24 protein-coding genes and 1 tRNA gene are annotated in these 23,651 nt (G+C 39.9%); 15 read left to right on the top strand and 10 right to left on the bottom strand.

Annotation, left to right across the window (positions count from 1 at the left end):
- Nucleotides 1-22: 22 nt before the first annotated feature.
- The 4 genes from ilvE to SOI76_RS02815 all read right to left on the bottom strand — a co-directional run bounded on the left by ilvE (nt 23) and on the right by SOI76_RS02815 (nt 5,674).
- On the bottom strand, nt 23-949 hold the full coding sequence (ilvE, locus tag SOI76_RS02830; protein ID WP_104079941.1) for a branched-chain amino acid transaminase: 927 nt from the start codon (nt 947-949) through the stop codon (nt 23-25).
- Nucleotides 950-973: 24 nt separating this feature from the next.
- A complete protein-coding gene (gene glnE / locus SOI76_RS02825) occupies nt 974-3,724 on the bottom strand; it encodes a bifunctional [glutamate--ammonia ligase]-adenylyl-L-tyrosine phosphorylase/[glutamate--ammonia-ligase] adenylyltransferase (RefSeq protein ID WP_104079942.1) in 2,751 nt (916 codons plus the stop codon).
- Nucleotides 3,725-3,791: 67 nt separating this feature from the next.
- Nucleotides 3,792-5,063 carry a sensor histidine kinase gene (bvgS, locus tag SOI76_RS02820; protein WP_032055416.1) on the bottom strand — a complete coding sequence of 424 codons (1,272 nt, stop codon included), beginning with the start codon at nt 5,061-5,063 and terminating at the stop codon, nt 3,792-3,794.
- 524 nt (nt 5,064-5,587) lie between these two features.
- A tRNA-Leu gene (locus SOI76_RS02815) sits at nt 5,588-5,674 on the bottom strand.
- Nucleotides 5,675-5,856: 182 nt separating this feature from the next.
- Between SOI76_RS02815 and queA the strand changes: the two genes are divergently transcribed.
- From queA to secF, 5 genes are all read left to right on the top strand, one after another.
- Nucleotides 5,857-6,894, top strand: coding sequence for a tRNA preQ1(34) S-adenosylmethionine ribosyltransferase-isomerase QueA (gene queA, locus SOI76_RS02810; RefSeq protein WP_032055417.1), 1,038 nt, complete (start codon nt 5,857-5,859; stop codon nt 6,892-6,894).
- 294 nt (nt 6,895-7,188) lie between these two features.
- A complete protein-coding gene (gene tgt / locus SOI76_RS02805) occupies nt 7,189-8,322 on the top strand; it encodes a tRNA guanosine(34) transglycosylase Tgt (protein WP_104079943.1) in 1,134 nt (377 codons plus the stop codon).
- Between the two features lie 97 nt (nt 8,323-8,419).
- Nucleotides 8,420-8,749 carry a preprotein translocase subunit YajC gene (gene yajC / locus SOI76_RS02800; RefSeq protein WP_002116168.1) on the top strand — a complete coding sequence of 110 codons (330 nt, stop codon included), beginning with the start codon at nt 8,420-8,422 and terminating at the stop codon, nt 8,747-8,749.
- A gap of 51 nt (nt 8,750-8,800) precedes the next feature.
- A complete protein-coding gene (gene secD, locus SOI76_RS02795) occupies nt 8,801-10,702 on the top strand; it encodes a protein translocase subunit SecD (RefSeq protein WP_104079944.1) in 1,902 nt (633 codons plus the stop codon).
- A gap of 8 nt (nt 10,703-10,710) precedes the next feature.
- Nucleotides 10,711-11,676, top strand: coding sequence for a protein translocase subunit SecF (gene secF / locus SOI76_RS02790; RefSeq protein ID WP_104079945.1), 966 nt, complete (start codon nt 10,711-10,713; stop codon nt 11,674-11,676).
- A gap of 66 nt (nt 11,677-11,742) precedes the next feature.
- On the opposite strand, the gene coaBC is transcribed toward secF, so the two are convergent.
- Nucleotides 11,743-12,996, bottom strand: a complete 1,254-nt coding sequence (gene coaBC / locus SOI76_RS02785) for a bifunctional phosphopantothenoylcysteine decarboxylase/phosphopantothenate--cysteine ligase CoaBC (RefSeq protein ID WP_002116235.1) — start codon at nt 12,994-12,996, stop codon at nt 11,743-11,745.
- A 99-nt stretch (nt 12,997-13,095) separates the two neighbouring features.
- On the opposite strand from coaBC, the gene radC reads away from it, so the two are divergent.
- Together radC and SOI76_RS02775 are read left to right on the top strand one after the other, a co-directional pair.
- The gene (gene radC, locus SOI76_RS02780; protein WP_104079946.1) at nt 13,096-13,815 is read left to right on the top strand and encodes a RadC family protein; all 720 of its coding nucleotides are present in this window, start codon (nt 13,096-13,098) and stop codon (nt 13,813-13,815) included.
- Nucleotides 13,816-13,876: 61 nt separating this feature from the next.
- The gene (locus tag SOI76_RS02775; RefSeq protein WP_005072669.1) at nt 13,877-14,788 is read left to right on the top strand and encodes a bestrophin family protein; all 912 of its coding nucleotides are present in this window, start codon (nt 13,877-13,879) and stop codon (nt 14,786-14,788) included.
- Nucleotides 14,789-14,793: 5 nt separating this feature from the next.
- On the opposite strand, the gene trpH is transcribed toward SOI76_RS02775, so the two are convergent.
- A complete protein-coding gene (trpH, locus tag SOI76_RS02770) occupies nt 14,794-15,645 on the bottom strand; it encodes a PHP domain-containing protein (RefSeq protein ID WP_104079947.1) in 852 nt (283 codons plus the stop codon).
- 44 nt (nt 15,646-15,689) lie between these two features.
- Here trpH and ispZ point away from each other — a divergent pair, with 44 nt between their 5' ends.
- From ispZ to mnmC, 4 genes are read left to right on the top strand one after another with little or no spacing between them, the layout of a single operon-like run.
- A complete protein-coding gene (gene ispZ, locus SOI76_RS02765; protein WP_005064166.1) occupies nt 15,690-16,304 on the top strand; it encodes a septation protein IspZ in 615 nt (204 codons plus the stop codon).
- Between the two features lie 34 nt (nt 16,305-16,338).
- Complete coding sequence (locus tag SOI76_RS02760; RefSeq protein WP_002116400.1) at nt 16,339-16,641, top strand: YciI family protein; 303 nt, start codon at nt 16,339-16,341, stop codon at nt 16,639-16,641.
- Nucleotides 16,642-16,645: 4 nt separating this feature from the next.
- Complete coding sequence (locus tag SOI76_RS02755) at nt 16,646-17,128, top strand: hypothetical protein (protein WP_104079948.1); 483 nt, start codon at nt 16,646-16,648, stop codon at nt 17,126-17,128.
- A gap of 23 nt (nt 17,129-17,151) precedes the next feature.
- Entirely contained in the window at nt 17,152-19,026 is a 1,875-nt protein-coding gene (mnmC, locus tag SOI76_RS02750) for an FAD-dependent 5-carboxymethylaminomethyl-2-thiouridine(34) oxidoreductase MnmC (protein WP_104079949.1), read from the top strand.
- Between the two features lie 36 nt (nt 19,027-19,062).
- On the opposite strand, the gene glpE is transcribed toward mnmC, so the two are convergent.
- Nucleotides 19,063-19,377 (bottom strand): rhodanese-like domain-containing protein, encoded by a 315-nt coding sequence (glpE, locus tag SOI76_RS02745; protein ID WP_002116171.1) that lies wholly within the window; start codon nt 19,375-19,377, stop codon nt 19,063-19,065.
- Between the two features lie 91 nt (nt 19,378-19,468).
- Here glpE and SOI76_RS02740 point away from each other — a divergent pair, with 91 nt between their 5' ends.
- The 3 genes from SOI76_RS02740 to SOI76_RS02730 all read left to right on the top strand — a co-directional run bounded on the left by SOI76_RS02740 (nt 19,469) and on the right by SOI76_RS02730 (nt 21,069).
- Complete coding sequence (locus SOI76_RS02740) at nt 19,469-19,957, top strand: YajQ family cyclic di-GMP-binding protein (protein WP_002051423.1); 489 nt, start codon at nt 19,469-19,471, stop codon at nt 19,955-19,957.
- A gap of 34 nt (nt 19,958-19,991) precedes the next feature.
- A complete protein-coding gene (locus SOI76_RS02735) occupies nt 19,992-20,486 on the top strand; it encodes a DUF4442 domain-containing protein (RefSeq protein ID WP_104079950.1) in 495 nt (164 codons plus the stop codon).
- Nucleotides 20,487-20,562: 76 nt separating this feature from the next.
- On the top strand, nt 20,563-21,069 hold the full coding sequence (locus SOI76_RS02730; RefSeq protein WP_104079951.1) for an ester cyclase: 507 nt from the start codon (nt 20,563-20,565) through the stop codon (nt 21,067-21,069).
- Between the two features lie 70 nt (nt 21,070-21,139).
- Here SOI76_RS02730 and SOI76_RS02725 read toward each other — a convergent pair whose 3' ends face one another.
- From SOI76_RS02725 to SOI76_RS02715, 3 genes are read right to left on the bottom strand one after another with little or no spacing between them, the layout of a single operon-like run.
- Nucleotides 21,140-21,556, bottom strand: coding sequence for an acyl-CoA thioesterase (locus SOI76_RS02725; RefSeq protein WP_004789061.1), 417 nt, complete (start codon nt 21,554-21,556; stop codon nt 21,140-21,142).
- A gap of 1 nt (nt 21,557) precedes the next feature.
- Nucleotides 21,558-21,995 (bottom strand): thioredoxin TrxC, encoded by a 438-nt coding sequence (gene trxC / locus SOI76_RS02720; protein WP_005050212.1) that lies wholly within the window; start codon nt 21,993-21,995, stop codon nt 21,558-21,560.
- Nucleotides 21,996-22,892, bottom strand: a complete 897-nt coding sequence (locus tag SOI76_RS02715; protein WP_104079952.1) for an alpha/beta hydrolase — start codon at nt 22,890-22,892, stop codon at nt 21,996-21,998. It abuts the gene before it with no gap.
- Between the two features lie 192 nt (nt 22,893-23,084).
- On the opposite strand from SOI76_RS02715, the gene SOI76_RS02710 reads away from it, so the two are divergent.
- The gene (locus SOI76_RS02710) at nt 23,085-23,420 is read left to right on the top strand and encodes a TIGR01244 family sulfur transferase (protein ID WP_016143035.1); all 336 of its coding nucleotides are present in this window, start codon (nt 23,085-23,087) and stop codon (nt 23,418-23,420) included.
- Nucleotides 23,421-23,651: the final 231 nt, after the last annotated feature.

Genomic DNA, 23,651 nt, shown 5'->3' with positions numbered 1-23,651 from the left:
CTTTTTATGTTAACGGATTAACTTATTTTACGTAAGTTAACCAGTGTTCATATTTCGGGTTTTTACCTTGAACTGCATCAAAGAAAGTTTTTTGGATTTCAGTGGTAATTGGACCACGGCGACCTTCACCAATTTGACGGTCATCATATTCACGAATTGGTGTTACTTCTGCAGCAGTACCTGTAAAGAATGCTTCATCTGCAATATAGAATTCGTCACGTGTAATACGACGCTCAACAACTTGATAACCAAGATCTCTAGCAATCGTCATTACTGTTTGACGTGTAATACCATCAAGCGCACCACCAGCGATATCTGGAGTATGTAAAACGCCATCTTTAATCAAGAATACGTTTTCACCAGAACCTTGGCATACATAACCTTGTGGGTCCATAAGCATTGCTTCATCGTAACCTGAGTGTGCAACTTCTTGGTGAGCAAGAATTGACAATGTGTAGTTACCAGATGCTTTTGCTTTACACATCGTCACGTTTGGATGATGGTGAGTAAATGATGAAGTTTTAACACGAATACCATTCGCCATTGCTTCATCACCAAGGTATGCGCCCCACGCCCATGCTGCAACTGCGGCATGAATCGTGTTATTTGTTGCTGCAATACCAAGTTTTTCTGAACCGATCCAGATTAATGGACGTAAATAGCAAGAAGCTAATTTATTTTCACGAACAACATCGATTTGTGCTTGTTCAAGCGTGGCTTGATCATACGGCACTTTCATTTGATAAATTTTTGCTGAATTTAACAAACGTTTTGTGTGGTCTTGAAGACGGAAAATGGCAGTACCTTTAGGTGTTTCATAAGCACGAACACCCTCAAATACGCCCATACTGTAGTGTAATGTATGGGTTAAAACGTGAATCTTTGCATCACGCCAATCAATTAATTTTCCATCTTGCCAAATAAAACCATCACGATCAGCCAAATTCATGGAACACTCCAAATTGTTATAAAATCATTCACTATCCAACTCAACCGAGGCGGTTGGGTCTATTAATCTTTGCCATAAATTGCAAACGACCGCACGGGTACTACGCCAGTCCGCTGCGCTGACTTGCATGGATTGATTTGCAAGGGCTAAACGGTGGCTTTCGGCACGTTCACTAAGATAAGCTCGAATTAATGCTGTGGCATCTTCACTGGATAAGCAGTCTGCTTTAGCAGCATCTTCTAATATTCTTACATTATCAGAATAATGGGCGAGATCGGGTTTCGTCCCGCTCCATGCAAGTACAGCATACTGTGCCATAAATTCGATATCGACGATACCACCTGCGTCCTGTTTTAAATGAAAAATACCATGTTTTTTTTGTTCAGAAGACGAACCTAGGTGGTCTTTCATTTTCTGACGCATTTTCAACACTTCCTCACGAACATAAGCCTCATCTCTAGATTGAGTCAATATCTCGCGTCGAAATATTTCAAATTTCTGGCAAAGCACCTCATCACCTGCAATAGAGCGGGCACGTACTAAAGCCTGATGTTCCCAAAGCCATGCACTTTTCAACTGATAGTGTTCATAGGCTTTCAGACTCGTCACCAATAAACCTGCCTCACCTGAAGGTCTTAACCGCGTATCAATCTCATAGACACGGCCGTCTAACGTTTGAGTAGTCATCAAAGACATAAACTTTTGAGCAACACGCATTGCGAACTCAAAGCCACTAATAGACTTAGTTCCATCCGTATCGGATTGTTCATCTAGATAATGAATAAAGACAAGGTCTAAGTCAGAACCATAGCCAAGCTCAATGCCACCCACCTTGCCATAACCAATAACAGCAAAAGCTTTATAGTCGAGTGAGCAGCGTTTTCCATCAACATCGCAAGGGTAACCATGACGTTTTGCTACTGTTTGATAAGCTAAATTAAGTGTTGCATTAACACTAACTTCAGCAATATCAGTTAATGCATCGGAAACCTTCATGAGAGGGCTCTCAGCTAAGACATCACTTGCAGCAACAGTTAACACATTGCTCTTTTTAAACAGGCGAAGTACTCGCATCTGATCTTCGACCTGATCAATCTCAATACGAAGCAACTGCTGACGTAATGAATCTTCTAAGTCCTTACGTTTTGGTAACTCAAAATCCATCGATAAGAACTCATCCAGCAGTACCGGATACTGTGTCAGTTCTTCACAAATCCACGGACTCACCGTCGCCATTTTCACTAAGCGTTGCAGTGCCCCTTTACTTTCAATCAACATCACCAAATACACGGTTCGACGCATAACTGATTCAATCAGTGGCATTAAGCGCAACAGTGCAGTTTGTGGTTGTTCTGATTGTAAGATCGCTTCAATTAAATGAGGCCAAAATGTTTTTAAACGCTGCACAGCATTTGAAGGAAGTTTTTTAAGTGCATGACCATGCCAAAACTCATGAATCAGATTTTTCGCATTGTCATCCAACACTTCATCTAACTGCTGCTCTAACTGCCCAAAATTTTCAGTTGCGGCATTTGAACTTGTATCTTCAATAAGCTGCTTAAATTGAACTTTAACTTTTTGACGTTTCTCGTTAAGAACATCAAGAAACTCATTCCAGCTCGTAAAACCTAAGGTATCTATAATGCGTTTTCTTAAATCCAATTCTTCTGGTAATAATTGGGTTTGCTGATCATTTAGAGCTTGAATCGCGTGTTCAACACGGCGTAAGAATAAGTAAGCATCTTCAAGTTCTAATACAGCTTGTTTTTCTAATAAGCCAGCTTCACCAATGTGCTCAAGACTAACTAAACACTGGCGGTCTTGCAGCTCACGTTTAGAGCCGCCGTAAATAAGCTGGAAGACCTGAACAATAAACTCAATTTCGCGAATACCACCTGCCCCGAGTTTAATGTCATCTTCAATATGCCGACGTAATACTTCGCGCTCAATCATCGCTTTCATATCACGCATGGCAGCAAAAGCGGTGTAATCGACATAACGGCGGAATACAAAAGGACGTGTCATCTCTAACAAGTCCTGTCCTTCTTTACCACCGGTTACAACACGCGCTTTAATCCACGCATAGCGTTCCCACTCACGACCATGCTGACTTAAATATTTTTCTAATGCGGCATGACTAATCGCTAATGCCGAGCCATCTCCCCAAGGGCGCAAGCGCATATCGACTCTAAACACAAAACCATCGGCGGTAATGTGCTCAAGTAAATAAATGAGTTTTTGTCCCCACAAAATACAGAACTGCTGTACATCAATACATTTGCGACCGTTGGTTTCACCTTGCTCATCAAAGGCAAAAATCAAATCGATATCACTCGATAAATTAAGCTCTTGAGCACCAAGTTTACCCATGGCAACCACAATCAAATCTTGAACTTTGCCAGAATAACTCACAGGTTCACCGTGTTTCGCCACAAGTGCTACACGTGCAAAATCCTTTGCTGCACAAATACTGGCATCAGCAAAATCAGAAAGTTCGCGAGTGAGTGTGACAACATCGGTCAGTTGATTGGCATCCTGCCAGATCCAACGGAACATTAATCGACTACGTAAAATGCGCAATCCACGCATCCAAAGCGTTTCATCATCAATCCCATCTAATGTGGTTTGTACACATTGGTAAATCTGTTCGGTCGAGAGCGGTGCAGTAAATTGATCTATTTGATAATCTTGTTCTAAAACAGCTTGATGCAAGCCTAAAACTTGTTCTGCGTACTGACTCGCACGCAATGTTTTTTGTAACTGCTCCGCATTCATATAAAAAGCTCTTTTCCTCGTACTCTCTTTTTAGTTATAGCAGTTCGAGTAGTGGTAGGAAAAGGGATTAAACTAATTTAGCTTCCGATGAAGAATGATGTTCAGTAAGCGCCTCATGACTTTCTTGAGCTGAAGGCAGTAAAACTTTAAATGTCGTTCCAACTCCTTTTTGAGAACTCACAGTAATTTGCCCCTGATTAATCTCGACAAAACGCTTACAAAGGCTCAAACCCAAGCCAGCACCTTTTTCTCCTGCGGTACCTTTAAAGCTAGCGGTAATACGTGGATGGAATAAATTTGCCATTTGTTGCTCGGTCATACCCAGACCTGTATCTCGAACAGTAATTTCTACATTTGTGTCGGCTTGTCTAGCTTCAATAAAGACTTTGCCCGATCCATCAACGTCGGTAAATTTCAGCGCATTTGACACCAAGTTTTGAATTACAGAGGTCATCATATTGATATCGGCGTAGATGTTTAAATCATCTGGAACACCATTCACCAGTTCAATATTTTTCTTTAAAGCTAAAGTGTGCAGTACATCGCAAACGATATTACTGACTTGTCTAAGTTTAAAATTAATTGGGTGATAAACAAAACGCCCGCCCTCTGCCATCGCCCATGTTAGTAAGCTTTCAAGTAAGTTATAGGTCGATTGTGAGGTGTCATATAAATAATCTGCAATATTTTGAATACTTGATTCATCTAAAGTTTCACGCTCTTTGGCGAGCACCTCAGAAAACCCGAGCAATCCATGAAAAGGTGCACGCAAGTCATGCGAAATAATTGAGAAGAATTTTGTTTTACTTGAATTAATCGCAACTTGTTGTTCATAGAGTTCGTTTAACTCTTCATAATTAAACTTCAACTCAACCTGCTGCATAAAAGTAGAACAATAATCAAGCAACAATTGAATATCATCATCTTCGAACGTTGCCGCATCATCGTCAAAAAATACAGCAAAACCCATTGAAGTTTTATCTGGGTGTAAAAGATGCACAGCCAATGCCCTGCTGCACTCAATATTTAATTCTTTTAAATAATTGATTAAATTTTGATATGAAGGATGTAAATGATTAATAAACTGTTGCTTCGCGAAGCACTGTTTTAAATGCTTTGATGGTTTAAACGAGATTGCCGTCATGCCTTCAGGGCAACGGTGCCAAAAGTAAGGTTCCTGATTAAAAGTCAACAAGGCTTTTTTACAATTCAAAAGACGAAGACTAAACCGGAAAAATTGCTCGATATAGTTCTGCTCGGCATTTAATCCAAGCAACAAAGATATTCTACAAGCACTTAACTGCTCAACCTGATTTAGTTCTAAACGTTCGAATGTCATTGCCCGCCTCACAGATTTTGTCGTTTTTGGTCGGAACCGCTCTCAAGAAATGTACTTATAATCATTATGATCTACTACAAACTTTAACACAGTACATTAAAAGAGCAACGTTCTTTTCAAAATAGAAATGTGAAGTTTCAATTAAAGGTTTTCAGATACATAAAGTGGGTATGTTTTAGAAAAATACAACAAATGTTTGAAGGTGGTGAGTTGAAAGAACTTGGAAAGGCGAGTTCAGAATACACGTAAAAGATGGTCAAAAAATATTATTTGAATAAGAGCTTAGATTCTTGCTTAGTTTGACTTTTAACAAACGTGTTTAGTATTTAAACAAGAACTTCTTGAGCTAAAAAATGAAAAGATTTTTATAAGCTCTAAATTTATAGCTAGAAATTCGAGCCCGACACTCGGGATCAAATAATCATTTCATAATTTCTTAAGCCCTATCTACTTTTTTATATCTAACAAAAAACCCCTAAGCCGTTAGCTTAGGGGTTTTCGTAGAATCTTACGATTCTGAATCTTGGTCCCGAGGGTCGGACTCGAACCGACACGTCATCTCTGACAGCGGATTTTGAGTCCGCCGCGTCTACCAATTTCACCACCTCGGGAGAGGAAGTATGTTTGTGTTGCGTATATTAGCGCGTTTGTAAAACTTGTCAAACCCTAAGTGAATATTATCGTTCACTTTTAGATCATTTAAACATTTTTCATGATTTAGGTCAGAAGCACAGCCATAAAAAAGCGAAAAAGTTTATACTAGGCGCAATTTTTGCGGTGTTTTTTCTCAAATATGCAACTGTCTGACTTTTCCTTTGAATTACCTGATGAACTTATTGCCCGTTACCCTCTCGAATCACGGAGTGCTTCGCGGTTGTTGCACTTAGACTCAAAAGGTCAATATCACGATCACATGTTCACAGACATTATCGATCTGTTCGAAGAAGGTGATTTATTGGTGCTTAATGACACCAAGGTCATGAAAGCTCGACTTAAAGGAAAACGCTCTACAGGTGGTGCGATTGAGATTCTGGTTGAGCGTATGCTGAACCACACAACAGCATATTGCCATATCAAATCAAGTAACTCGCCTAAAGCAGGCGCCGAGCTTTTTGTTGGTGCAGATAATATTCCTGTGATTGTACGTGGCCGTCATGAAAATTTATTTGTAGTTGAGTTTTCACAGCCGATCTTGCCTGTACTTGAACAATATGGTCAGTTACCTATTCCGCCTTACTTTAACCGTGAAGCAGAAGAAATTGACACCGAACGTTATCAAACGGTTTTTCATAATCCTGAAAAAATTGCCAGTGTTGCCGCTCCTACTGCGAGCTTGCACTTTGACGAAGAGTTACTAGCAAAGTTAGAGCAAAAAAATGTTCAAAAATCTTTTGTGACTTTACACGTCGGTGCTGGCACCTTCATGCCTGTTCGTACTGATGACATTACCAATCATGTCATGCACAGTGAATGGTGTGATGTTCCTCAAGAAACTATTGATTTAATTTTGGCGACTAAAGCACGTGGCAATAAAGTGATTGCTGTGGGTACAACTGCGACTCGTGCTTTAGAAAGTGCAGCTCAAGCTCATGGCGGAAAAATTGCAGCTTGGACTGGGGACACGCAAATCTTTATCTATCCAGGTTATGAGTTCTGCATCGTAGACCGTTTAATTACTAACTTCCATTTACCAGAGTCTACCCTGCTCATGTTGGTATCTGCATTATCAAATCGAGACAACATTTTAGCTGCCTATGAACATGCTGTTAAAAGCCGCTATCGTTTCTTTAGCTATGGTGATGCAATGCTGATTGATAAGCTAGAAGTTTAAAAATTAAATTCTGATCGATATTGTTAATTATCTATACACATCTTCTATCATAAGAATGCAAATATTTAGCAATATCGATTAGCTTTACCAAGTCGATTATAATTTTTATAAGCCTGAATTTTAGATATTTCCATCATTAAAATATCTATGCCATAAAACCTATCCTTAGTTTCTCCCATCTTTTTATATAACGGCTACATTTAGTAGTAGAACTACGTCGCAGAATCAAGGAAAATAGCCCTCTTTTTAGCAGCGAACTGTTTCTTCGCCTCTGCTCGTGTTCAGGATTTTTAGATGAAGTTTGAAAAATTAGGTCAGTCGGGGCGCGCCCGTCGTGGTCGTTTAACTTTAGAACATGGTGTTGTTGAAACACCTGTTTTTATGCCAGTGGGGACTTACGGCACAGTCAAAGGCATGTTACCTCGTGACATCGAAGACATTCAGGCACAAATTATTTTAGGAAATACCTTCCATTTATATTTGCGTCCGGGTCTTGAAGTGATTAAAGAACACGGTGGTTTGCATGACTTTATTAAATGGAATAAGCCAATTTTGACTGACTCTGGCGGTTTCCAGGTTTTTAGTCTTGGCGCAATGCGCAAAATCAAAGAGGAAGGTGTTACTTTCCGCTCACCGATTGATGGTTCAAAAGTATTTTTATCACCTGAAATTTCTATGGAAATTCAACAGGTCTTGAACTCTGACATCGTTATGATTTTTGATGAGTGTACGCCTTACCCTGCAACACATGAAGAAGCTCAAAAATCATTGCAGCTTTCTTTACGCTGGGCAAAACGTTGTAAAACTCATCATCATGATGAGCTCAAAAATCACAATGCGTTATTTGGCATTATTCAAGGTGGCATGTATGAAGACTTACGCGATGAGTCTTTAAATGGCCTTTTAGAAATCGGCTTTGACGGTTACGCAATTGGCGGTTTATCTGTAGGTGAACCTAAAGAAGAGATGATCAAAGTTTTAGATTATCTGCCAAATAAAATGCCACATGACAAACCACGTTATTTGATGGGCGTTGGTAAACCAGAAGATATCGTTGAAGCGGTGCGCCGCGGTGTCGATATGTTTGACTGTGTAATGCCGACTCGTAATGCTCGAAACGGTCATTATTTTGTCACTGATGGTCTGGTACGTATTCGTAATAGTAAATATCGCCATGACCAGAGCCCGCTCGATCCACATTGCGATTGCTACACTTGTAAGAACTTTACCCGTGCTTATCTATTCCACCTTGAAAAATGTGGAGAAATGCTGGCGTCTATGCTCGGTACTATTCATAACTTACGTTATTACCAACGTTTAACTGAAGGTATGCGTGATGCATTAGACAATGGCACATTTGATGAATTTGTTCAGGACTTTTATGTCCGTCGTGGTTTAGAAGTTCCACCATGTCCGGTTGATGAATAAGCCAGATTTGCGCTCAACCTCAAGACAAGGTAAATTGCAAAACGAATTAGGATTATGTCAGTTATCTGACTCATATTTTTAACTTTAGGAAATCAAAATGAGCTTTTTAATTTCTGCTGCTCATGCAGCACCGGCAGCTGGCCCAACTAATGGTATTTTGCCAAACATCTTGATGATTGTCGTATTCGTTGCAATCTTTTATTTCTTAATTTGGCGTCCTCAAGCAAAACGCGCTAAAGAACACCGTTCTTTAATCGAGAGCTTAGGTGTTGGTAGTGAAGTTGTTTTCGCTGGTGGTTTAATGGGCAAAGTAACCAAAATTGAAGGTGACTATGCAGTTGTTGAACTTAGCCGTGGTGTAGAAGTAAAAATTCAGCGTGCCAGCGTAATTTCAGTATTACCTGAAGGCACTCTAAATAACCTTTAATCATAAAACAGTCGTGCTTTAGCACGGCTTTTTCATTTAAGAAGAAAGCGAATGCGTTACCCTGCATGGAAATATTTACTGATTCTGGTTGTTCTGGTAATCAGTACATTATACGCACTGCCAAGTCTATATCCGGATGAGCCCGCTGTTCAAATTTCCGGTGCCAAAGCTGGTACCCAAATTGATCAAAGTGTGGTGAAAAAAGCAGAGCAAATTTTAAAAACAGCAAATATTGCGAGCCATGACAATACTTTTACAAATAATGCTGCCCTATTGCGTGTCAGTTCATCTGAAGCACAGTTAAAGGCAAAAGAAGTATTACGTCGTGACTTAGGTGATGAATATGTTGTCGCCCTAAACCTTGCACCAACCACACCTGAATGGCTGCAAAAGATTGGGGCAAAACCAATGAAACTTGGTTTGGACTTACGTGGTGGTGTCCACTTCTTGCTTGAAGTAGATATGGACAAAGCCGTTGCCCAACGTATGGAAACCTCTGCCACCGATTTGCGTCGTCAGTTCCGTGAAAACAAGATCAAATTTAACAGTCTTGCATTAACAAATAATGTGATCACTGTTCAATTTGCTGACAATGCTGACCGTGATGCAGCAATGGATTTTTTACGTCGTAATGGGAATGAATATACCCAACAGGCATTAGCAAGCTCTACAGGTTCTACTTTAAAGCTTACTTATACCGATGTACGTCGCCAAGAAATTCAGTCATATGCGGTAAATCAGAACTTAACAACATTACGTAATCGTATTAACGAACTTGGTGTTGCAGAAGCATTGGTACAAAGTCAGGGTAGCAACCGTATTGTTGTTGAATTACCGGGTGTACAAGATACAGCTGAAGCTAAACGTGTTTTAGGGCGTACTGCGAACCTCGAATTCCGTTTAGTTTCTGACTTAAATGATCAATATATCGATCCATATACGGGTAAATATAATGGTCAACCTTTACCTCCGGGCACAGAAGTTTTTGCTTATGAGTCTTTAGATAGCGGTCGTCAACTCTTGTTGCAACGTAACCGAATCTTGACTGGTGAGCGTGTTCAAAATGCAAGCTCTGGCTTTAGTCAGGACTCTGGCGGTGCCGAAGTAAATATCACGCTCGACAGCGCTGGCGGTAAGCTGATGTCCGATGCAACCCGTAATGCAGTTGGTAAACGCATGGCGGTATTGTTCATCGAGAACAAGCAAAAAATTAACTATGTCACAGATCCAAAAACTGGTGCACAAACAGAAGTTCGTACGCCATACACTGAGTCTGTAGTCATTAACGCTGCAACAGTTCAAGCTGTTTTAGGTTCGACTTTCCGTATTACCGGTTTAAGTTCTCCTCAAGAAGCATCTGAACTTGCATTAATGCTTCGTGCTGGTGCTTTGGCTGCGCCAATGTACTTTGTTGAAGAGCGTGTAGTAGGTCCAAGCCTTGGTCAAGAAAACATTGATAAAGGTGTATTGTCTACTCAAATCGGCTTCTTGCTCGTTGCAATCTGGATGGTGGTTTTCTTCCGTATATTCGGTTTAATTGCGAACTTTGCTCTTGTGTTTAACTTGGCAATGATTTTAACCGTGATGTCATGGATTGGAGCTTCCCTCACCTTACCGGGTATTGCCGGTATCGTTATTACCATTGGTATGGCGGTCGATGCGAACGTATTAATATGTGAGCGTATCCGAGAAGAAATGCTCTGGGGGGCCTCACCCAAACAGGCCATTGTGGCCGGTTATGATCGAGCCTATAACACCATTTTTGACTCGAACTTAACCACGTTCCTCGTTGCATTCATTCTGTTTGCAATTGGTACAGGCCCAATCAAAGGTTTCGCCGTGACATTAATGATCGGTATTATTTGTTCGATGTTTACTGCAATTACAGTAACTCGTGCAATCGTACAAATCATTTATGGCAAACGTCGTAATTTGAAAAAGTTGAGCATTTAAGGAGATCGATGATGACTAAAGTGACTCAACAAGATTCAAAACAATATGGTCGTCCGGATGATGCAAAAATCATCCCGTTTATGAAGATTGCCAAACCTGCGGCGATCTTCTCGATCCTTATTACTTTGGCAAGTATTTTCTTTATTGCGACTAAAGGTCTTAACCTCGGTTTGGACTTTACAGGTGGTGTTTCAGCTGAGCTTAACTATGCTCAACCAGCAAATCAGGCAGAAGTTATTCAGGCACTCGATAAAGCTGGTTTTAAAGATGCTGTAGTACAAACCTTAGGTAGTAATAAAGACTTACTTGTGCGCATGCCAGTACAAGAAGTTAAGGTTGAAGACCTTAATAACGCGATCACTAAGGCTGTACAGCTGCCAAATAATGCCGCAGAAGTTCATAAAGTGGACTCTGTAGGTGGTCAGGTTGGTAACGAGTTATATATTCGTTCTGCTGGTGCTGTTGCACTTGCACTTATCTTAATGTTGATCTACGTAACCATTCGCTTTGAGTTTAAACTCGCGATGGGTGCCGTAATGTCTTTATTCCACGACATTATCATTATTATTGGTGCTTTTGCATTATTCCAATGGCCATTTGACCTTACAGTGTTAGCTGCGGTACTTGCTGTTATTGGTTTCTCGCTTAACGATAACATTGTAGTGTCAGACCGTATCCGTGAAAATTTCCGTAAGATTCGCGGTGCGACTCCTCGTGAAATCGTCGATATTGCGTTAACTGAGACTTTACGTCGTACCATTCATACATCAATGACTTTATTGCTGGTTGTACTAGCAATGATGTTCTTAGGTGGTGATGGTCTACACTGGTTCTCTGTGGCAATGTTTGTGGGTGTATTTGTTGGTACTTATTCTTCGATTTATATCGGTACTGCATTTGCATTGTGGCGTGGTCTTAACCGTCAAGACTTCATTGTTCAGGTTAAACCTGAATTTGAGGATGAAATTCCTTAAGTTGTCTAAAAAAAGACAAATAAAAAAACCGCGATTCATTCGCGGTTTTTTTATTTGATTCAAAAATTATTTACGGCGCAGGGCATCCGAAATTGCTTCAACCAATTGTTGAGAAATTTCTTGTTTAGATGCTTTTTCTAACTCACGCTTTTTCATGTGATAGCTTTCAGCAAAGAAAACTGTCATCGCATTCTCATCAGAAGCAAACCCAATATCAGCACGAGATACATCGTTGCACGCAATCATATCTAGTTTTTTAGCCACTAGTTTTCCTGCCGCATATTCTTCAACATTTTGCGTTTCGGCTGCAAAGCCCACCATAAATGGACGTTTTTCCTGACCTGCGATTGTTGCCACAATATCCGGATTTTTGACAAGGGAAACGTTCAACTCATCCCCTGCTTTCTTAATCTTATGCTCAGCAACTTCTGCTACGCGATAGTCTGCAACTGCGGCAGTTGCAATAAAAATATCACAGCCTGTTTCTAGAGAACTCATGCTGACATCAAGCATTTGTCGTGCTGAGGCAACATTTACACGTTGAACACCATTTGGTGTATCTAAACTCACAGGCCCAGCAATTAGAGTCACTTGCGCACCAGCAGCATAACAAGCAGCGGCTAAAGCGAAGCCCATTTTGCCAGTACTATGGTTTGAAATATAGCGAACAGGGTCAATCGCTTCACGTGTCGGTCCAGCAGTAATAACTACTCGTTTACCTGCCAACAGTCCAAATTTTTCAGCGATGGCACGTTGAGCTTGATGGAAATAGCCAGCGACTTGGCGAGCAATTTCTTCTGGCTCAGGCATACGGCCTAAGCCAACATCACCACAAGCCTGCTCACCCGCGTCTGGCATAATTACATGTACGCCATCTTCGACCAAGGTTTGCAAATTACGTTGTGTAGCTTTAGCAGCCCACATTTGCTGGTTCATCGCTGGAGCTACCCAGACAGGAGATTTTGTTGCCAAAAAAACTGTACTGAGTAAATCATCTGCCAAACCATTCGCAAATTTAGCCAATGTGTCACAGCTTGCAGGTGCGACTAGTAATAAATCAGCCCAACGTGCTAATTCAATATGCCCCATACCCGCTTCAGCCGCAGGGTCTAGAAGTTCAGTATGAACAGGATTACCAGAAAGAGCCTGAAAAGTTAGTGGTGTAATAAATGCCTGAGCACCATGTGTCATCACCACTCGCACGTCAAAGCCATAATCTTTGAGGCGGCGGACTAAGATGGCACTTTTATAGGCAGCAATTCCGCCAGTAACAGCTAAAACAATGTTTTTATGAGGAATAACACTTAGATCAAAGCTCACGAACAGGATACCTTTCTGTTGCAGTGGCGCTCACAATAGCATTAAATACGCGCAGACCCAAGATTGATTGGGCAAACAAAATAAAATTTTAAGCGAATTATGCTGGGGAATATGAATACTTCTATTAAAAATTGGCCTGAACAAGAACGGCCAAGAGAACGGTTATTGCAACAAGGTCCACAAAGTCTATCAGATGCAGAGCTACTGGCCATTTTTCTTCGCTCCGGTTCACGGCAACATTCAGCAGTCGAGTTATCTCGTTTACTCATTCAGCACTTCGGTAATCTTAATGCCGTGTTTGATGCCTCATTTAATGAGTTAACTCAATTTAATGGCATTGGGGCAACGAAATATTCACAATTACTGGCAGTCAAAGAACTTGGACGGCGTTATCTCGATCATCACTTCCAGACAAATAATCTCAGCCTCCATTCATCAGATTTAGTTTTGGATTATCTGCGCTACGAATTAAAAGGTGAGAAACAAGAAGTCTTTGCTGTTTTGTGCCTAGATCCCGAATTAAGAAAGCTTCATTTTAAAAAGCTATTCTTTGGTTCAGTTCAGCATTGCGCAGTTTCGGTCAATCAAACCCTACGCTACGCCTTACAGCAACATGCTTGCCAGCTCGTTATTGCACATAATCATCCCTTTGGTTCAGCGCAGCCGTCTTCCGAAGATATTGCCTTAACTCAGCAACTTGAACGGGCTTGTCAGTTTGTCGAAATTCGTCTGCTTGACCACTTTATTATCTCACCAGAAGGGAGCTTTTCCTTTGCTGAACAACAACTGCTCAACCCAGCAATAATATCAGTTCAATGATATTGACAAAGTACCACTAAGTCTAGAAGATCAAAACAAAAATAGCGACGTTTAAAATAAAATGATTGTTCGGGAACAGCCTAGTATTTTCAAAGTTTTATTCTCTTGGCGAGGCACAATTTTACCCAAAATTTTACCTTCCCTAGGCGTTGTGATGCTGATCTCGGCAATCATTGGTGGAGTAGAATATATCAATCTTTATCGCTTTCCAGAGATCCCTTTGGTTGGCTTTACACTCATTGGTGTCGTACTTTCTATTTTTCTAGGATTTAAAAATACTGCGTGTTATGACCGCTGGTGGGAGGCCCGAAAATTATGGGGCGTTTTGATTGCAACGTCACGCCATTTTGACCGTGACTGCCGTATTTTAACTCAAGCTCGCCGTGAGCGCGTTATTCAACATGTGATTGTTTTTGCTAATGTATTGCGTGACCGTTTACGTCGTCAGACGGCAAACCCAACTGAGTTGATTCAAACCAGTGGTATGAGTCAGCAAGCACTCACTCAACTCTACCAGCAAAATAACGCCCCTCAGTACACACTCAGTCTCATTCACTGGGAATTGTTGCAGGCACTTAAAGAAGGTGAAATTTCTGACATCATTTATGCACAAATGAATAAAAATGTTTCAGATTTAAGCGTCGTACAAACTGGCTGTGACCGAATTGCCAATACACCCATTCCATTTGCCTATTCAGTTTTGCTTAACCGTACAGTTTATTTTTTCTGTTTTATGTTGCCGTTTAGTCTGGGTTCATTGCTTGGATTAGCAACCCCTTTACTCGTCGGAATTTTGGCATACACATTTTTAGGTCTAGATGCGCTAAGCTCTGAAATTGAAGAGCCCTTCGGTACTCAAAGTAATGATTTACCGCTAGATGCAATGGTACGTAGTATCGAGATTGAACTATTAGGGACTCTCGGTAAACCTACCCCACCCCCCATTCAGGCTCAAGATAACAACTTACTCTAAAGAGTTTAAAGAAAACGTTCCCAAATCCCATGCTGCTTATCAGTGGGTTTAGGTGTATTTCCTAGTTTAATCCATGGCATGTTTTCACCATGAAAATCACTGCCAATTGAAACTGCCAACTGATATTGTTCAATCATTCGATCAATCATTTGGCGAGTAGATAGAGGTTCCATTGGTGGAGGTAACTCAATTGCGTCTCCACCTGAAGTCGCGAATAATTCAATTAAATAACGAACGTTAGTTGCAGATAAATCATAACGGGTCGGATGTGCTAATACTGCAAAGCCTTTACTTTGATGAATCACATCAATGGTTTCTTTTAAGCCTAGTCCTTCAAACTTTACAAAAGCACGTTTTCCTTCTTTTAAGAAGCGATCAAATGCTTGTTGAGGACGAGTCACGACATTTTTCTCGACCAATGTTTTAGCAATATGAGTTCTTGTTACCCTATCCGCCTGATTTTCTACTTTAGCAAGAACATCATCATAAATCTGAAAACCAATACATTTTTCTAATAGCTCACAAATCACTTTAGCTCTTTGCGCTCTAATTCTTTTTTGTTGTTCTAATGCTTCTAAAATTGGTGCTTCATCTTGCATATTTAAAGCAACAATATGTACACCATAACTCTTCTTAGTGGTTGGGCGCGACCACTGACTAGAAATCTCTGCGCCAGAAATAATATTTAAATCATGACCTTGTGCAGCAATTTTTGCACGCTGCAACCCATCCATTGTATCGTGGTCAGTCAAAGCCAACGTATGCAAGTTCACATCAATAGCAGCTTGCACCAGCAATTCTGGAGACAAAGTTCCATCAGAAATATTGCTATGTGTATGTAAATCTATGCCTTGCATCTTTTATACTATGCCATTCGCCAAACCTGATCAGATACTCTAACATGAAAGCACTTCTGGACTTTGTTCCATTAATTATTTTCTTCTATTTATATAAAACAGTTGATCCAACTGACACCCAGCATCCTTTACTGAAACTGATCGGGTCTGCTGGTGGTGCCGATAATAATAATATTCTTGTAGCGACGACTGGCTTAATTATTTCAATGCTTGTGGTATATGGTGCCCTATTCGTTTTCCAAAAATTCCGTCTTGATAAACAACAGTGGTTTGTATTGTTTATGACTGTCATTTTTGGTGGCATCACCCTCATGTTAAGTGACGATTTCTATATTCGTCTCAAAGCTGCGATTTTAAATTTAGTTTTCGCAGGCGCATTCTTGGTTTCACCTTGGTTTGGTAAAGATCGTAAACCACTCATTCAACGCTTATTTGACCCGATTTTAGATTTGAGTGAAAAAGGTTGGAAAAACCTCAATTTTGCTTGGGCTGCGATGTTTGTCGTGATGTCTTGTCTGCATGTATTCTTCGCATTTTTATTTCACGGTGGAAAATATTGGGGCGAATTTACTGCATTTGGTGACATGATCGTGATGTTTTCATTTATCATTATTCAGTTCATTATTTTACGCAAACATTTTAAGTCACCAGACGCTTAAAATATTTCCTGACTGTTTATAGAGATACGATTACATGCCTTTTTTTGTTCTAAGCTGTACCGATAACGAAGGAACTTTAGAAAAACGCTTGGCAGTACGCCCTCAGCATATCGAACGCTTACAAAAACTCGATGATGAAGGCCGCCTTGTTACAGCAGGTGCTATGCCAAAAGATCCTAATGATCCGCAAGCAGGCTTCTACGGTAGCACAATGATTGTTGAATTCGACAGTCGTGAAGCATTAGATGAATGGTTAAAAGAAGAACCATTTCTTAAAGAAGGCATTTATGCTCACGTTGATGTAAAACCGTTTAATAAAGCATTTCCAAAAGGGTAATCGCATGCAGCTTGCAATCAAAAGCTTTCTTGGCTTGTGTTTGATATGTTCAACTGCTGGAGCAGTTGAACCTGCTGCGACACCAGCAACACCTTCTCCAAGTGCGCCTTCAGCTCAAGCCGCTAAACCAGCTCTAACATCTGCAACTGGGGTCAAGACAGCAGCGACGACCGCACCAACTGCAACACAACCACTTACAGCAGAACAGCTCGCAAAGAACAAGCAACAGCAAGACGCAAAAATCAAAGTCTTAGTTCAAGATCAAGCATCTCGCTTAAAACAGCTAGAACATGCCAACCTTGAAGCATTGGCTCAGAACCAAGAGTTACAGCTAAAAAATGATAATCTCTCTGTTCAGGTTCAAGTCTTACAAAGCGAACGAAGTGCACAAATGTTTTTATATGGCGCTGTTACCTTAGCGGGTGGTGTATTGCTAGGTTTCTTTATTGCTAGTTATATTCATACAAAACGTCGACGCCAGTGGTAATACCAAGCGATCTATTAAATTCAATGAACGTATCAAACCGTATCCAAACAGCAGAGCTGGACTGGGAATTTGTCGATGGTATCGAGATTCCCATTTCTAAACAATTTGGTGATGTCTACTTTTCTAAAGATAATGGCCTACTTGAAACACGACATGTTTTCCTAAATGGTAACGACTTATCAGAACGATTAGCCAATTTAAAAGATTTTGAATATTTCAGTGTAGGAGAAACCGGTTTTGGTACAGGTTTAAATATTCTTGCACTCTGGCAACTTTGGCAGCAAGTTCGTCCTAATAATCAAAGCCATTTACACGCAATTAGCGTTGAAAAGTTTCCATTAAGTAAAGCTGATCTTATTCGCGCTTTAAATGTCTGGGATGAGCTTAAACCGCTTGCAGAGCAGTTAATTGAACAATATCCCCTGCCTATTGCCGGATGTCATCGTTTAACTTTTCCTAAAGAACGTTTTAGCATCGATTTATGGCTTGGAGATGCGCAAGAAATTTTTCCAAGCATGGCTAAAACTAAAGCTGTGAATGCCTGGTTTCTAGATGGCTTTGCACCGTCTTGCAACCCAGACATGTGGGAACAAAATGTTTTAAACAATATTGTCCGTCTTTCAGGTTATGGCACTACATTTGCCTCTTTTAGTGTTGCTGGTATTTTAAAACGTGGATTAAAAACACATGGTATCGATATTTCTCGTCCACGTGGTTTTGGCCATAAACGAGAAATGCTCAAAGCAGTCTGGAATCTGCCTGAATCTGATAAAGGTTCCTTAGAATTAGATCAAACTCATGCATTGGCTACAGAGCAACAGCATATTGCGATTATAGGGGCTGGTGTAGCAGGTTTAAGCACGGCGTGGGCATTTGCAGCACGTGGCCACCAAGTGACCTTATACGAGCAAACAAATGCATTATCGGGTGCCTCTGGAAACCCTTTGGCATTACTTAATCCGAAACTATGCCCAATTGAACAAAGTCATGAACATCTCATGACCTTAAGTTGGCAACATGCTTTAAATTTTTATAAAAATTTTAATGCATTCCGTCCACTTCAAATTCAACAAATTGCATTGAAAAATGCAGATGAACTTCTCGATTTGGTAAATCAGTATCCAGCTCAAGTTGTTACTAACTCAGCGAACTCACTTGAAACTGATTACTCAAGCATATTGCTAACTGAGGCTGGCTCCGTCTCACCACATCAATTACGTGTTGAAATTTTGCAGCATCCATGTATCAATCTCAAAATTGCCCATGTCACAGCACTTGTTTCTTGTGAAAATAAAGTTCAATTGCACACCGACAATCAAATCATTGCAGAGGCAGACCATGTCGTTGTGTGCTGTGCTCGAGAAAGTGCTGCTTTATTCGACAGCTATCCACAGTTAAAACCAATACGTGGACAAGTGAGCTGGGTTGATAATACGTTTGCCCCTCTGCCTTTAAATGAAGCTTATAGCTATGGCGGCTATTGCATGCAACTTGACGCTGCACAGATGATTTTAGGTGCGTCTTTCTACCCAAATCGTGAAGATCAAGATGTACTTCCCGAAGACCATGTGCATAACTTTGAATTAATCCACAGTGTATTCCCTGAATATGCTGAAAAGTTACCGTCACCTTCGACATGGCAAGGGCGTGCATCCATACGGGCACAAAGCTTGGATTATTTTCCTCTGGTTGGAAAAATGCAGGAGAATAGCCGAATTGCTACTTTTGCCGGGCTTGGCTCTAAAGGCTTTCTTTTTGCACCGCTATGCAGTGAAATCTTAGTTGCTCAAATATTAGGAGAAGCTTGTCCAGTGCCAGACCGCCTATTACAAAAATTGAGTCCTCAACGGTTCCAAAAGAAAGTGAAAACTAAAAAGCCTTATTTTAAACCGCAATAATTCATTTCAATAAAAAAGCACCCGAAGGTGCTTTTTTTATGCGCCCTGCTCTAGAGGCAAGCCAGCATCACGAGCTGCACGTGTCCCGCCCATCAGCACGACATATTCACGCGAGGCATCCAATCCTTCTAGTTTCTCAGCTGCACGAGGAGCTTTGCTACCACCACCACATAAAATATAAATCGGCTGACCCGCAGAGACCTGGTTCAAAATATCAGCATTCAAATCATTAATTGGGCGATTCACCGCACCTTTAACATGCCCTTCTGCATAAGCATTAGTATCACGGACATCCCAGATAACAGCATTTTCTGGGAATTCAAATGTTGTAATTTCTTGTTTACGGATCATTGTGCACTCCTTTGATGTAAACAACACTTGGCAAATGAAGAAAACCCTCTTAGCATCTCAAATATTCTTTCACTTTGTAAAGGTCTAAACTATGCCTTCTTTCGATATTGTCTCTGAATTAGAGTTATTTGAAGTTAATCATGCTGTACAAAACACACAAAAAGAGATTGCAACACGCTTTGACTTCCGTGGTCACGATGTTTCTATCGAACTAAATGAAAAAAATAAAGAAATCAAAATCAGTACCGAAAGTGATTTCCAGTGTGAACAAGTTTATAACATGTTAGAAAATCATTTTTATAAACGTAAAATTGATGTTCAAGCACTTGATCCACAAAAAGCTGCGGCTTCTGGCAAAAACTTTGTACAAGTGATTAAACTTAAAGATGGTCTTGACTCTGATACTGCAAAAAAAATTAATAAAGCCATTAAAGAAAGTGGCGTTAAAGTGCAATCTTCTATTCAAGGCGACAAAATTCGTGTAACTGATAAAAAACGTGACACCTTACAACAAGTCATGACTTTTTTACGTGAACAACAATTCGGTGTGCCATTACAGTTTAATAACTTTAAAGATTAATATCTTGTCGGCCATTTAAAGCTAAGGTAATTCCATGTCTCAATCCAACCGTCTATCAAAACTGGTAAAAGCAACTTCAAAATTTCCAAAAGGTATTCGAAGCACGCTTTGGAGCAAGGCGTTTGGTCGTATCGTGCCAATGGTGGGTACAGCAAATATCCGCTATCTGGAAGTAGACTCAAACCACGTTATTGTCCGTTTAGATAACCAAAAAAATATGCAGAATCATATTAAAGGAGTTCATGCTGCGGCTATGGCTCTTTTAGCAGAAACTGCAACAGGTTTTCTAACCGGTTTACATATTCCTGATAATCGAATTTTATTAATCAAATCATTACATGTAGATTATTTAAAAGTGGTTGAAGGCGGTTTGACTGCTACAGCAACATTGTCTACTGAACAACAAAAGTTTATTGCAGATAATGAGAAAGGCGAACTTGTGATTCCTGTTACTGTGATTGATGACGCAGGCAATGAACCAATTCAATACCAAATGCTCTGGGCATGGTTACCTAAACGTAAGAAATAATAACTAATCTAAAGTATTTTTAGACGGTTATTTACCTCAAGATATAAAACTAATATTTTGTATCTTGAGGTTAAAAATGAAAAAAATATTAATTCTTTCCTCTTTATTTACCAGTTTAATATTTACAACAATAAGTTCTCACGCGACTGAACCCCACATTAAAACCAGTAAAGTAACTTCGGCTAAATCAGAAGCTATTGATAAAGTAAGTGCTCAAAACAAAAGAATAGTGACCGAATTTTATGAAGGTGTCTTTTTAAAACATAAAGTCAAAGAATATGCAGACCGTTATATTGGTCAACAATACATTCAGCACAATCCTAATGTTCCAGATGGGAAAGCACCTTTTGTTAATTTCTTCACTGAAAAATTCCAAAAGAATCCGCAAGCTAAAAATGAGATTAAACGTACAATTGCTGAAGGTAATCTTGTCGTTTTACATGTTCATTCGACTGAAAACGAAAAAGATCGAGGAAGAGCGATTGTTGATATATTCCGTGTTGAAAATGGAAAAATCGTAGAGCATTGGGATGTAATACAAAATATTCCTGAGCAAAGCAAAAATACCAATACGATGTTTTAATTCTAAAAATGATTTCTTTATCTAAATTAAAAATTAAAGCCTGAATACTGATATTCAGGCTTTATACGTTTTATTGAGTATCTAAAAACTTTTGTCTTGCTTCTTCAGGTATTTGACGCTTATTACCTTTTACATCAACTGCTACAAAGGTAAAGACTCCTTCAGTAATACGTATTGGCTCACGAGAGTCATCATGACTATCCCAAACTTCAATTTGCATCTGAATAGAAGTATTTCCAACTTTTAAGATTTTGGTATAGCAGCTAATGACAAAGCCAACCTTTACCGGAACCAAAAAGGTCATTTGATTAATGGAAATCGTAGCACAGCGACCACGACTGAAACGTTCTGCGTGAATTGCTCCAGCCAAGTCCATTTGTGACACAATCCATCCACCAAATACATCACCACTCCAGTTTGTATCTGCAGGCATGGCAATCGTTTGTAAGGATAAAATTCCTTCTGGTTTGGTATAAGCTTCTGACACCTTAGCTCCCGAAATTCGTTTGAAGTTGTTGATCGAGCCACTGCTGCAATTCAGGCGCACGTAATGCACCGCTAATACGCGCGACCTCTGTCGTTTTATTCATTAAGACAAGTGTCGGAATACTTCTCACATGAAAAGCTTGGCTCAAGCGAGGAGATTCTTCGGTATTAATCTTGGCAAAGATAACGCCTGGATTCTGTTTTGCGACCTGCGCAAAATGTGGAGCCATCATTTTACAAGGTCCGCACCATTCTGCCCATAAGTCTATAAGAATAGGTAGATCACTATTCGTGATGTAGTTACTAAAATTTTGCTCATTTAGCTCAATAGGTGCAAGCGGTAGTAATGGCTGATGACATTGCCCACAGCTTGGTTGCTCAGGAAGTTTTTCTTCTGGAACTCGGTTTTTAGCACCACACGATGCACATACAATAATCATTTACATCACTCCTATATGCTGATGTAAAAATTCTAATTGGGTTATCACTGCTTTTTCAAACCATGAACCGTGATAGATATCAAAATGTTTCATATCCCACTCATGATAACTCACAAAAGGCGCAATATTTGTCGCAGCTTCACGGCTTGACTCAATAGGAATAAGTGAATCTTTTTGAGCAGCAATAAATAAAACAGGAATATTAATCTGGCGCACAACTTGGATTGGACGGTATCGCATCAGATTAAAAAAGACACGAGCAGGAACTTCCCCACTCCAATAATAGTCAGGATTCACAATCGATAAATAGCCATAATAACTATCTGCTGTAGGCATAAAACATAAGCTATGTTGATCAACCACAGGTAATCTCTTTGGATTAAGCCCCATCTTTGATCCCATATAATCCTGACTTGATAGCTTCAATGCTTGGGGATAACGCTGTAAAGGATAGAGCTTGGCAGTTTCAGCGCCATCTACATAAGGAATTTGTACTAAAATTGCCTGAATGTTCTTTAACTCTGACGCTAGGCTTAGCGCATATCCTCCACTTAAAGAAGTTCCCCACAGTACAATTCTTCGGTTATCTACAAGTTTGCAATTCGAGGCATATTGAATAACGGTCTTCCAATCTTCTAACTGGGAATTGATCGAGACCATTTCTCTCGGCTTGCCAGTACTCCCGCCCCAATATCGATAATCAAATAAAATAACAGCGTAACCTGCTTGCGCAAATCGCTGGGCATACTGAATAAGTTTAAATTGACGCAATCCGGCAAAACCATGTGCCATAATAATTACTGCAGATTTCTTATTTGTTTTTGGAATATAAAAATCAGCTGCGATCACTTCCTGATCACATGGAACATATAAAGGCTCAACCGTATAAGCGTGCATATGTGCTCCGTGGCATTATAGTCGAAGTAATGAATTTACAAAAAACATCCTGATCGCCTTTTAAAAATCTATAGCTGTTCTATGACATAAGTTTTATCTATGTAGGAACAACGTTTTAGTGTCTTGTATCTCAGGTTAAGCTTAATGCTATGATACAGCATAAGAGGTTTTGTTAAATTTTGGAGTGACGAAATGTCAGATAATGTTGGTTTCGCAGGTCAAATTGGCCCAGAACATGTTGGTCAAGTTGTAGAAAAAGGATTTAAATCTATTATTAATAACCGACCAGATATGGAAGGCGGTCCAGAACAACCTACAAGTGCTCAAATTGAAGAAGCAGCCCGTCAAGTCGGTTTAGACTACGTTTATCAACCTGTTGTAGCTGGACAAATCACAGAACTCGATGTACGTACTTTTGCCAATCATTACAATGAGTTGCCAAAACCTATACTTATGTTCTGTCGTACAGGAAACCGTTCAAACAACCTATATCAATTAGCAAAACAAATGGACTTGTTAGACGACTAAGTTTAAGAAACTATTACTCTTTAAAACCCTATTTCTTTATAAAGTAGGGTTTTTAGATAAATTATTTTGCATATTTCTGCACGAACTCAACAGAACTAAAAATAATATTAATTTAGAGTACTTAGATCTTTTGATTTATTGATTAATTTTTTTATGAATAAATTTATATTCATTCTTTTAAGCTGTTTAATCATTACCGCATGTTCTTCAATGCAAGTAAAACCTACAGTT

The organism is Acinetobacter pittii, assembly GCF_034064985.1.
Lineage (GTDB): Bacteria > Pseudomonadota > Gammaproteobacteria > Pseudomonadales > Moraxellaceae > Acinetobacter > Acinetobacter pittii_H.
Note: the sequence above shows the minus strand (reverse complement) of the source record. Positions and strands in the feature narration are given on the sequence as shown.

What these genes read in the sequence shown, in the direction of transcription:
- ilvE (WP_104079941.1), bottom strand. Translation starts at nt 949, where the DNA reads ATGAATTTGGCTGATCGTGATGGTTTTATTTGGCAAGATGGAAAATTA.
- glnE (WP_104079942.1), bottom strand. Translation starts at nt 3,724, where the DNA reads ATGAATGCGGAGCAGTTACAAAAAACATTGCGTGCGAGTCAGTACGCA.
- bvgS (WP_032055416.1), bottom strand. Translation starts at nt 5,063, where the DNA reads ATGACATTCGAACGTTTAGAACTAAATCAGGTTGAGCAGTTAAGTGCT.
- queA (WP_032055417.1), top strand. Translation starts at nt 5,857, where the DNA reads ATGCAACTGTCTGACTTTTCCTTTGAATTACCTGATGAACTTATTGCC.
- tgt (WP_104079943.1), top strand. Translation starts at nt 7,189, where the DNA reads ATGAAGTTTGAAAAATTAGGTCAGTCGGGGCGCGCCCGTCGTGGTCGT.
- yajC (WP_002116168.1), top strand. Translation starts at nt 8,420, where the DNA reads ATGAGCTTTTTAATTTCTGCTGCTCATGCAGCACCGGCAGCTGGCCCA.
- secD (WP_104079944.1), top strand. Translation starts at nt 8,801, where the DNA reads ATGCGTTACCCTGCATGGAAATATTTACTGATTCTGGTTGTTCTGGTA.
- secF (WP_104079945.1), top strand. Translation starts at nt 10,711, where the DNA reads ATGATGACTAAAGTGACTCAACAAGATTCAAAACAATATGGTCGTCCG.
- radC (WP_104079946.1), top strand. Translation starts at nt 13,096, where the DNA reads ATGCTGGGGAATATGAATACTTCTATTAAAAATTGGCCTGAACAAGAA.
- SOI76_RS02775 (WP_005072669.1), top strand. Translation starts at nt 13,877, where the DNA reads ATGATTGTTCGGGAACAGCCTAGTATTTTCAAAGTTTTATTCTCTTGG.
- trpH (WP_104079947.1), bottom strand. Translation starts at nt 15,645, where the DNA reads ATGCAAGGCATAGATTTACATACACATAGCAATATTTCTGATGGAACT.
- ispZ (WP_005064166.1), top strand. Translation starts at nt 15,690, where the DNA reads ATGAAAGCACTTCTGGACTTTGTTCCATTAATTATTTTCTTCTATTTA.
- SOI76_RS02760 (WP_002116400.1), top strand. Translation starts at nt 16,339, where the DNA reads ATGCCTTTTTTTGTTCTAAGCTGTACCGATAACGAAGGAACTTTAGAA.
- SOI76_RS02755 (WP_104079948.1), top strand. Translation starts at nt 16,646, where the DNA reads ATGCAGCTTGCAATCAAAAGCTTTCTTGGCTTGTGTTTGATATGTTCA.
- mnmC (WP_104079949.1), top strand. Translation starts at nt 17,152, where the DNA reads ATGAACGTATCAAACCGTATCCAAACAGCAGAGCTGGACTGGGAATTT.
- glpE (WP_002116171.1), bottom strand. Translation starts at nt 19,377, where the DNA reads ATGATCCGTAAACAAGAAATTACAACATTTGAATTCCCAGAAAATGCT.
- SOI76_RS02740 (WP_002051423.1), top strand. Translation starts at nt 19,469, where the DNA reads ATGCCTTCTTTCGATATTGTCTCTGAATTAGAGTTATTTGAAGTTAAT.
- SOI76_RS02735 (WP_104079950.1), top strand. Translation starts at nt 19,992, where the DNA reads ATGTCTCAATCCAACCGTCTATCAAAACTGGTAAAAGCAACTTCAAAA.
- SOI76_RS02730 (WP_104079951.1), top strand. Translation starts at nt 20,563, where the DNA reads ATGAAAAAAATATTAATTCTTTCCTCTTTATTTACCAGTTTAATATTT.
- trxC (WP_005050212.1), bottom strand. Translation starts at nt 21,995, where the DNA reads ATGATTATTGTATGTGCATCGTGTGGTGCTAAAAACCGAGTTCCAGAA.
- SOI76_RS02715 (WP_104079952.1), bottom strand. Translation starts at nt 22,892, where the DNA reads ATGCACGCTTATACGGTTGAGCCTTTATATGTTCCATGTGATCAGGAA.
- SOI76_RS02710 (WP_016143035.1), top strand. Translation starts at nt 23,085, where the DNA reads ATGTCAGATAATGTTGGTTTCGCAGGTCAAATTGGCCCAGAACATGTT.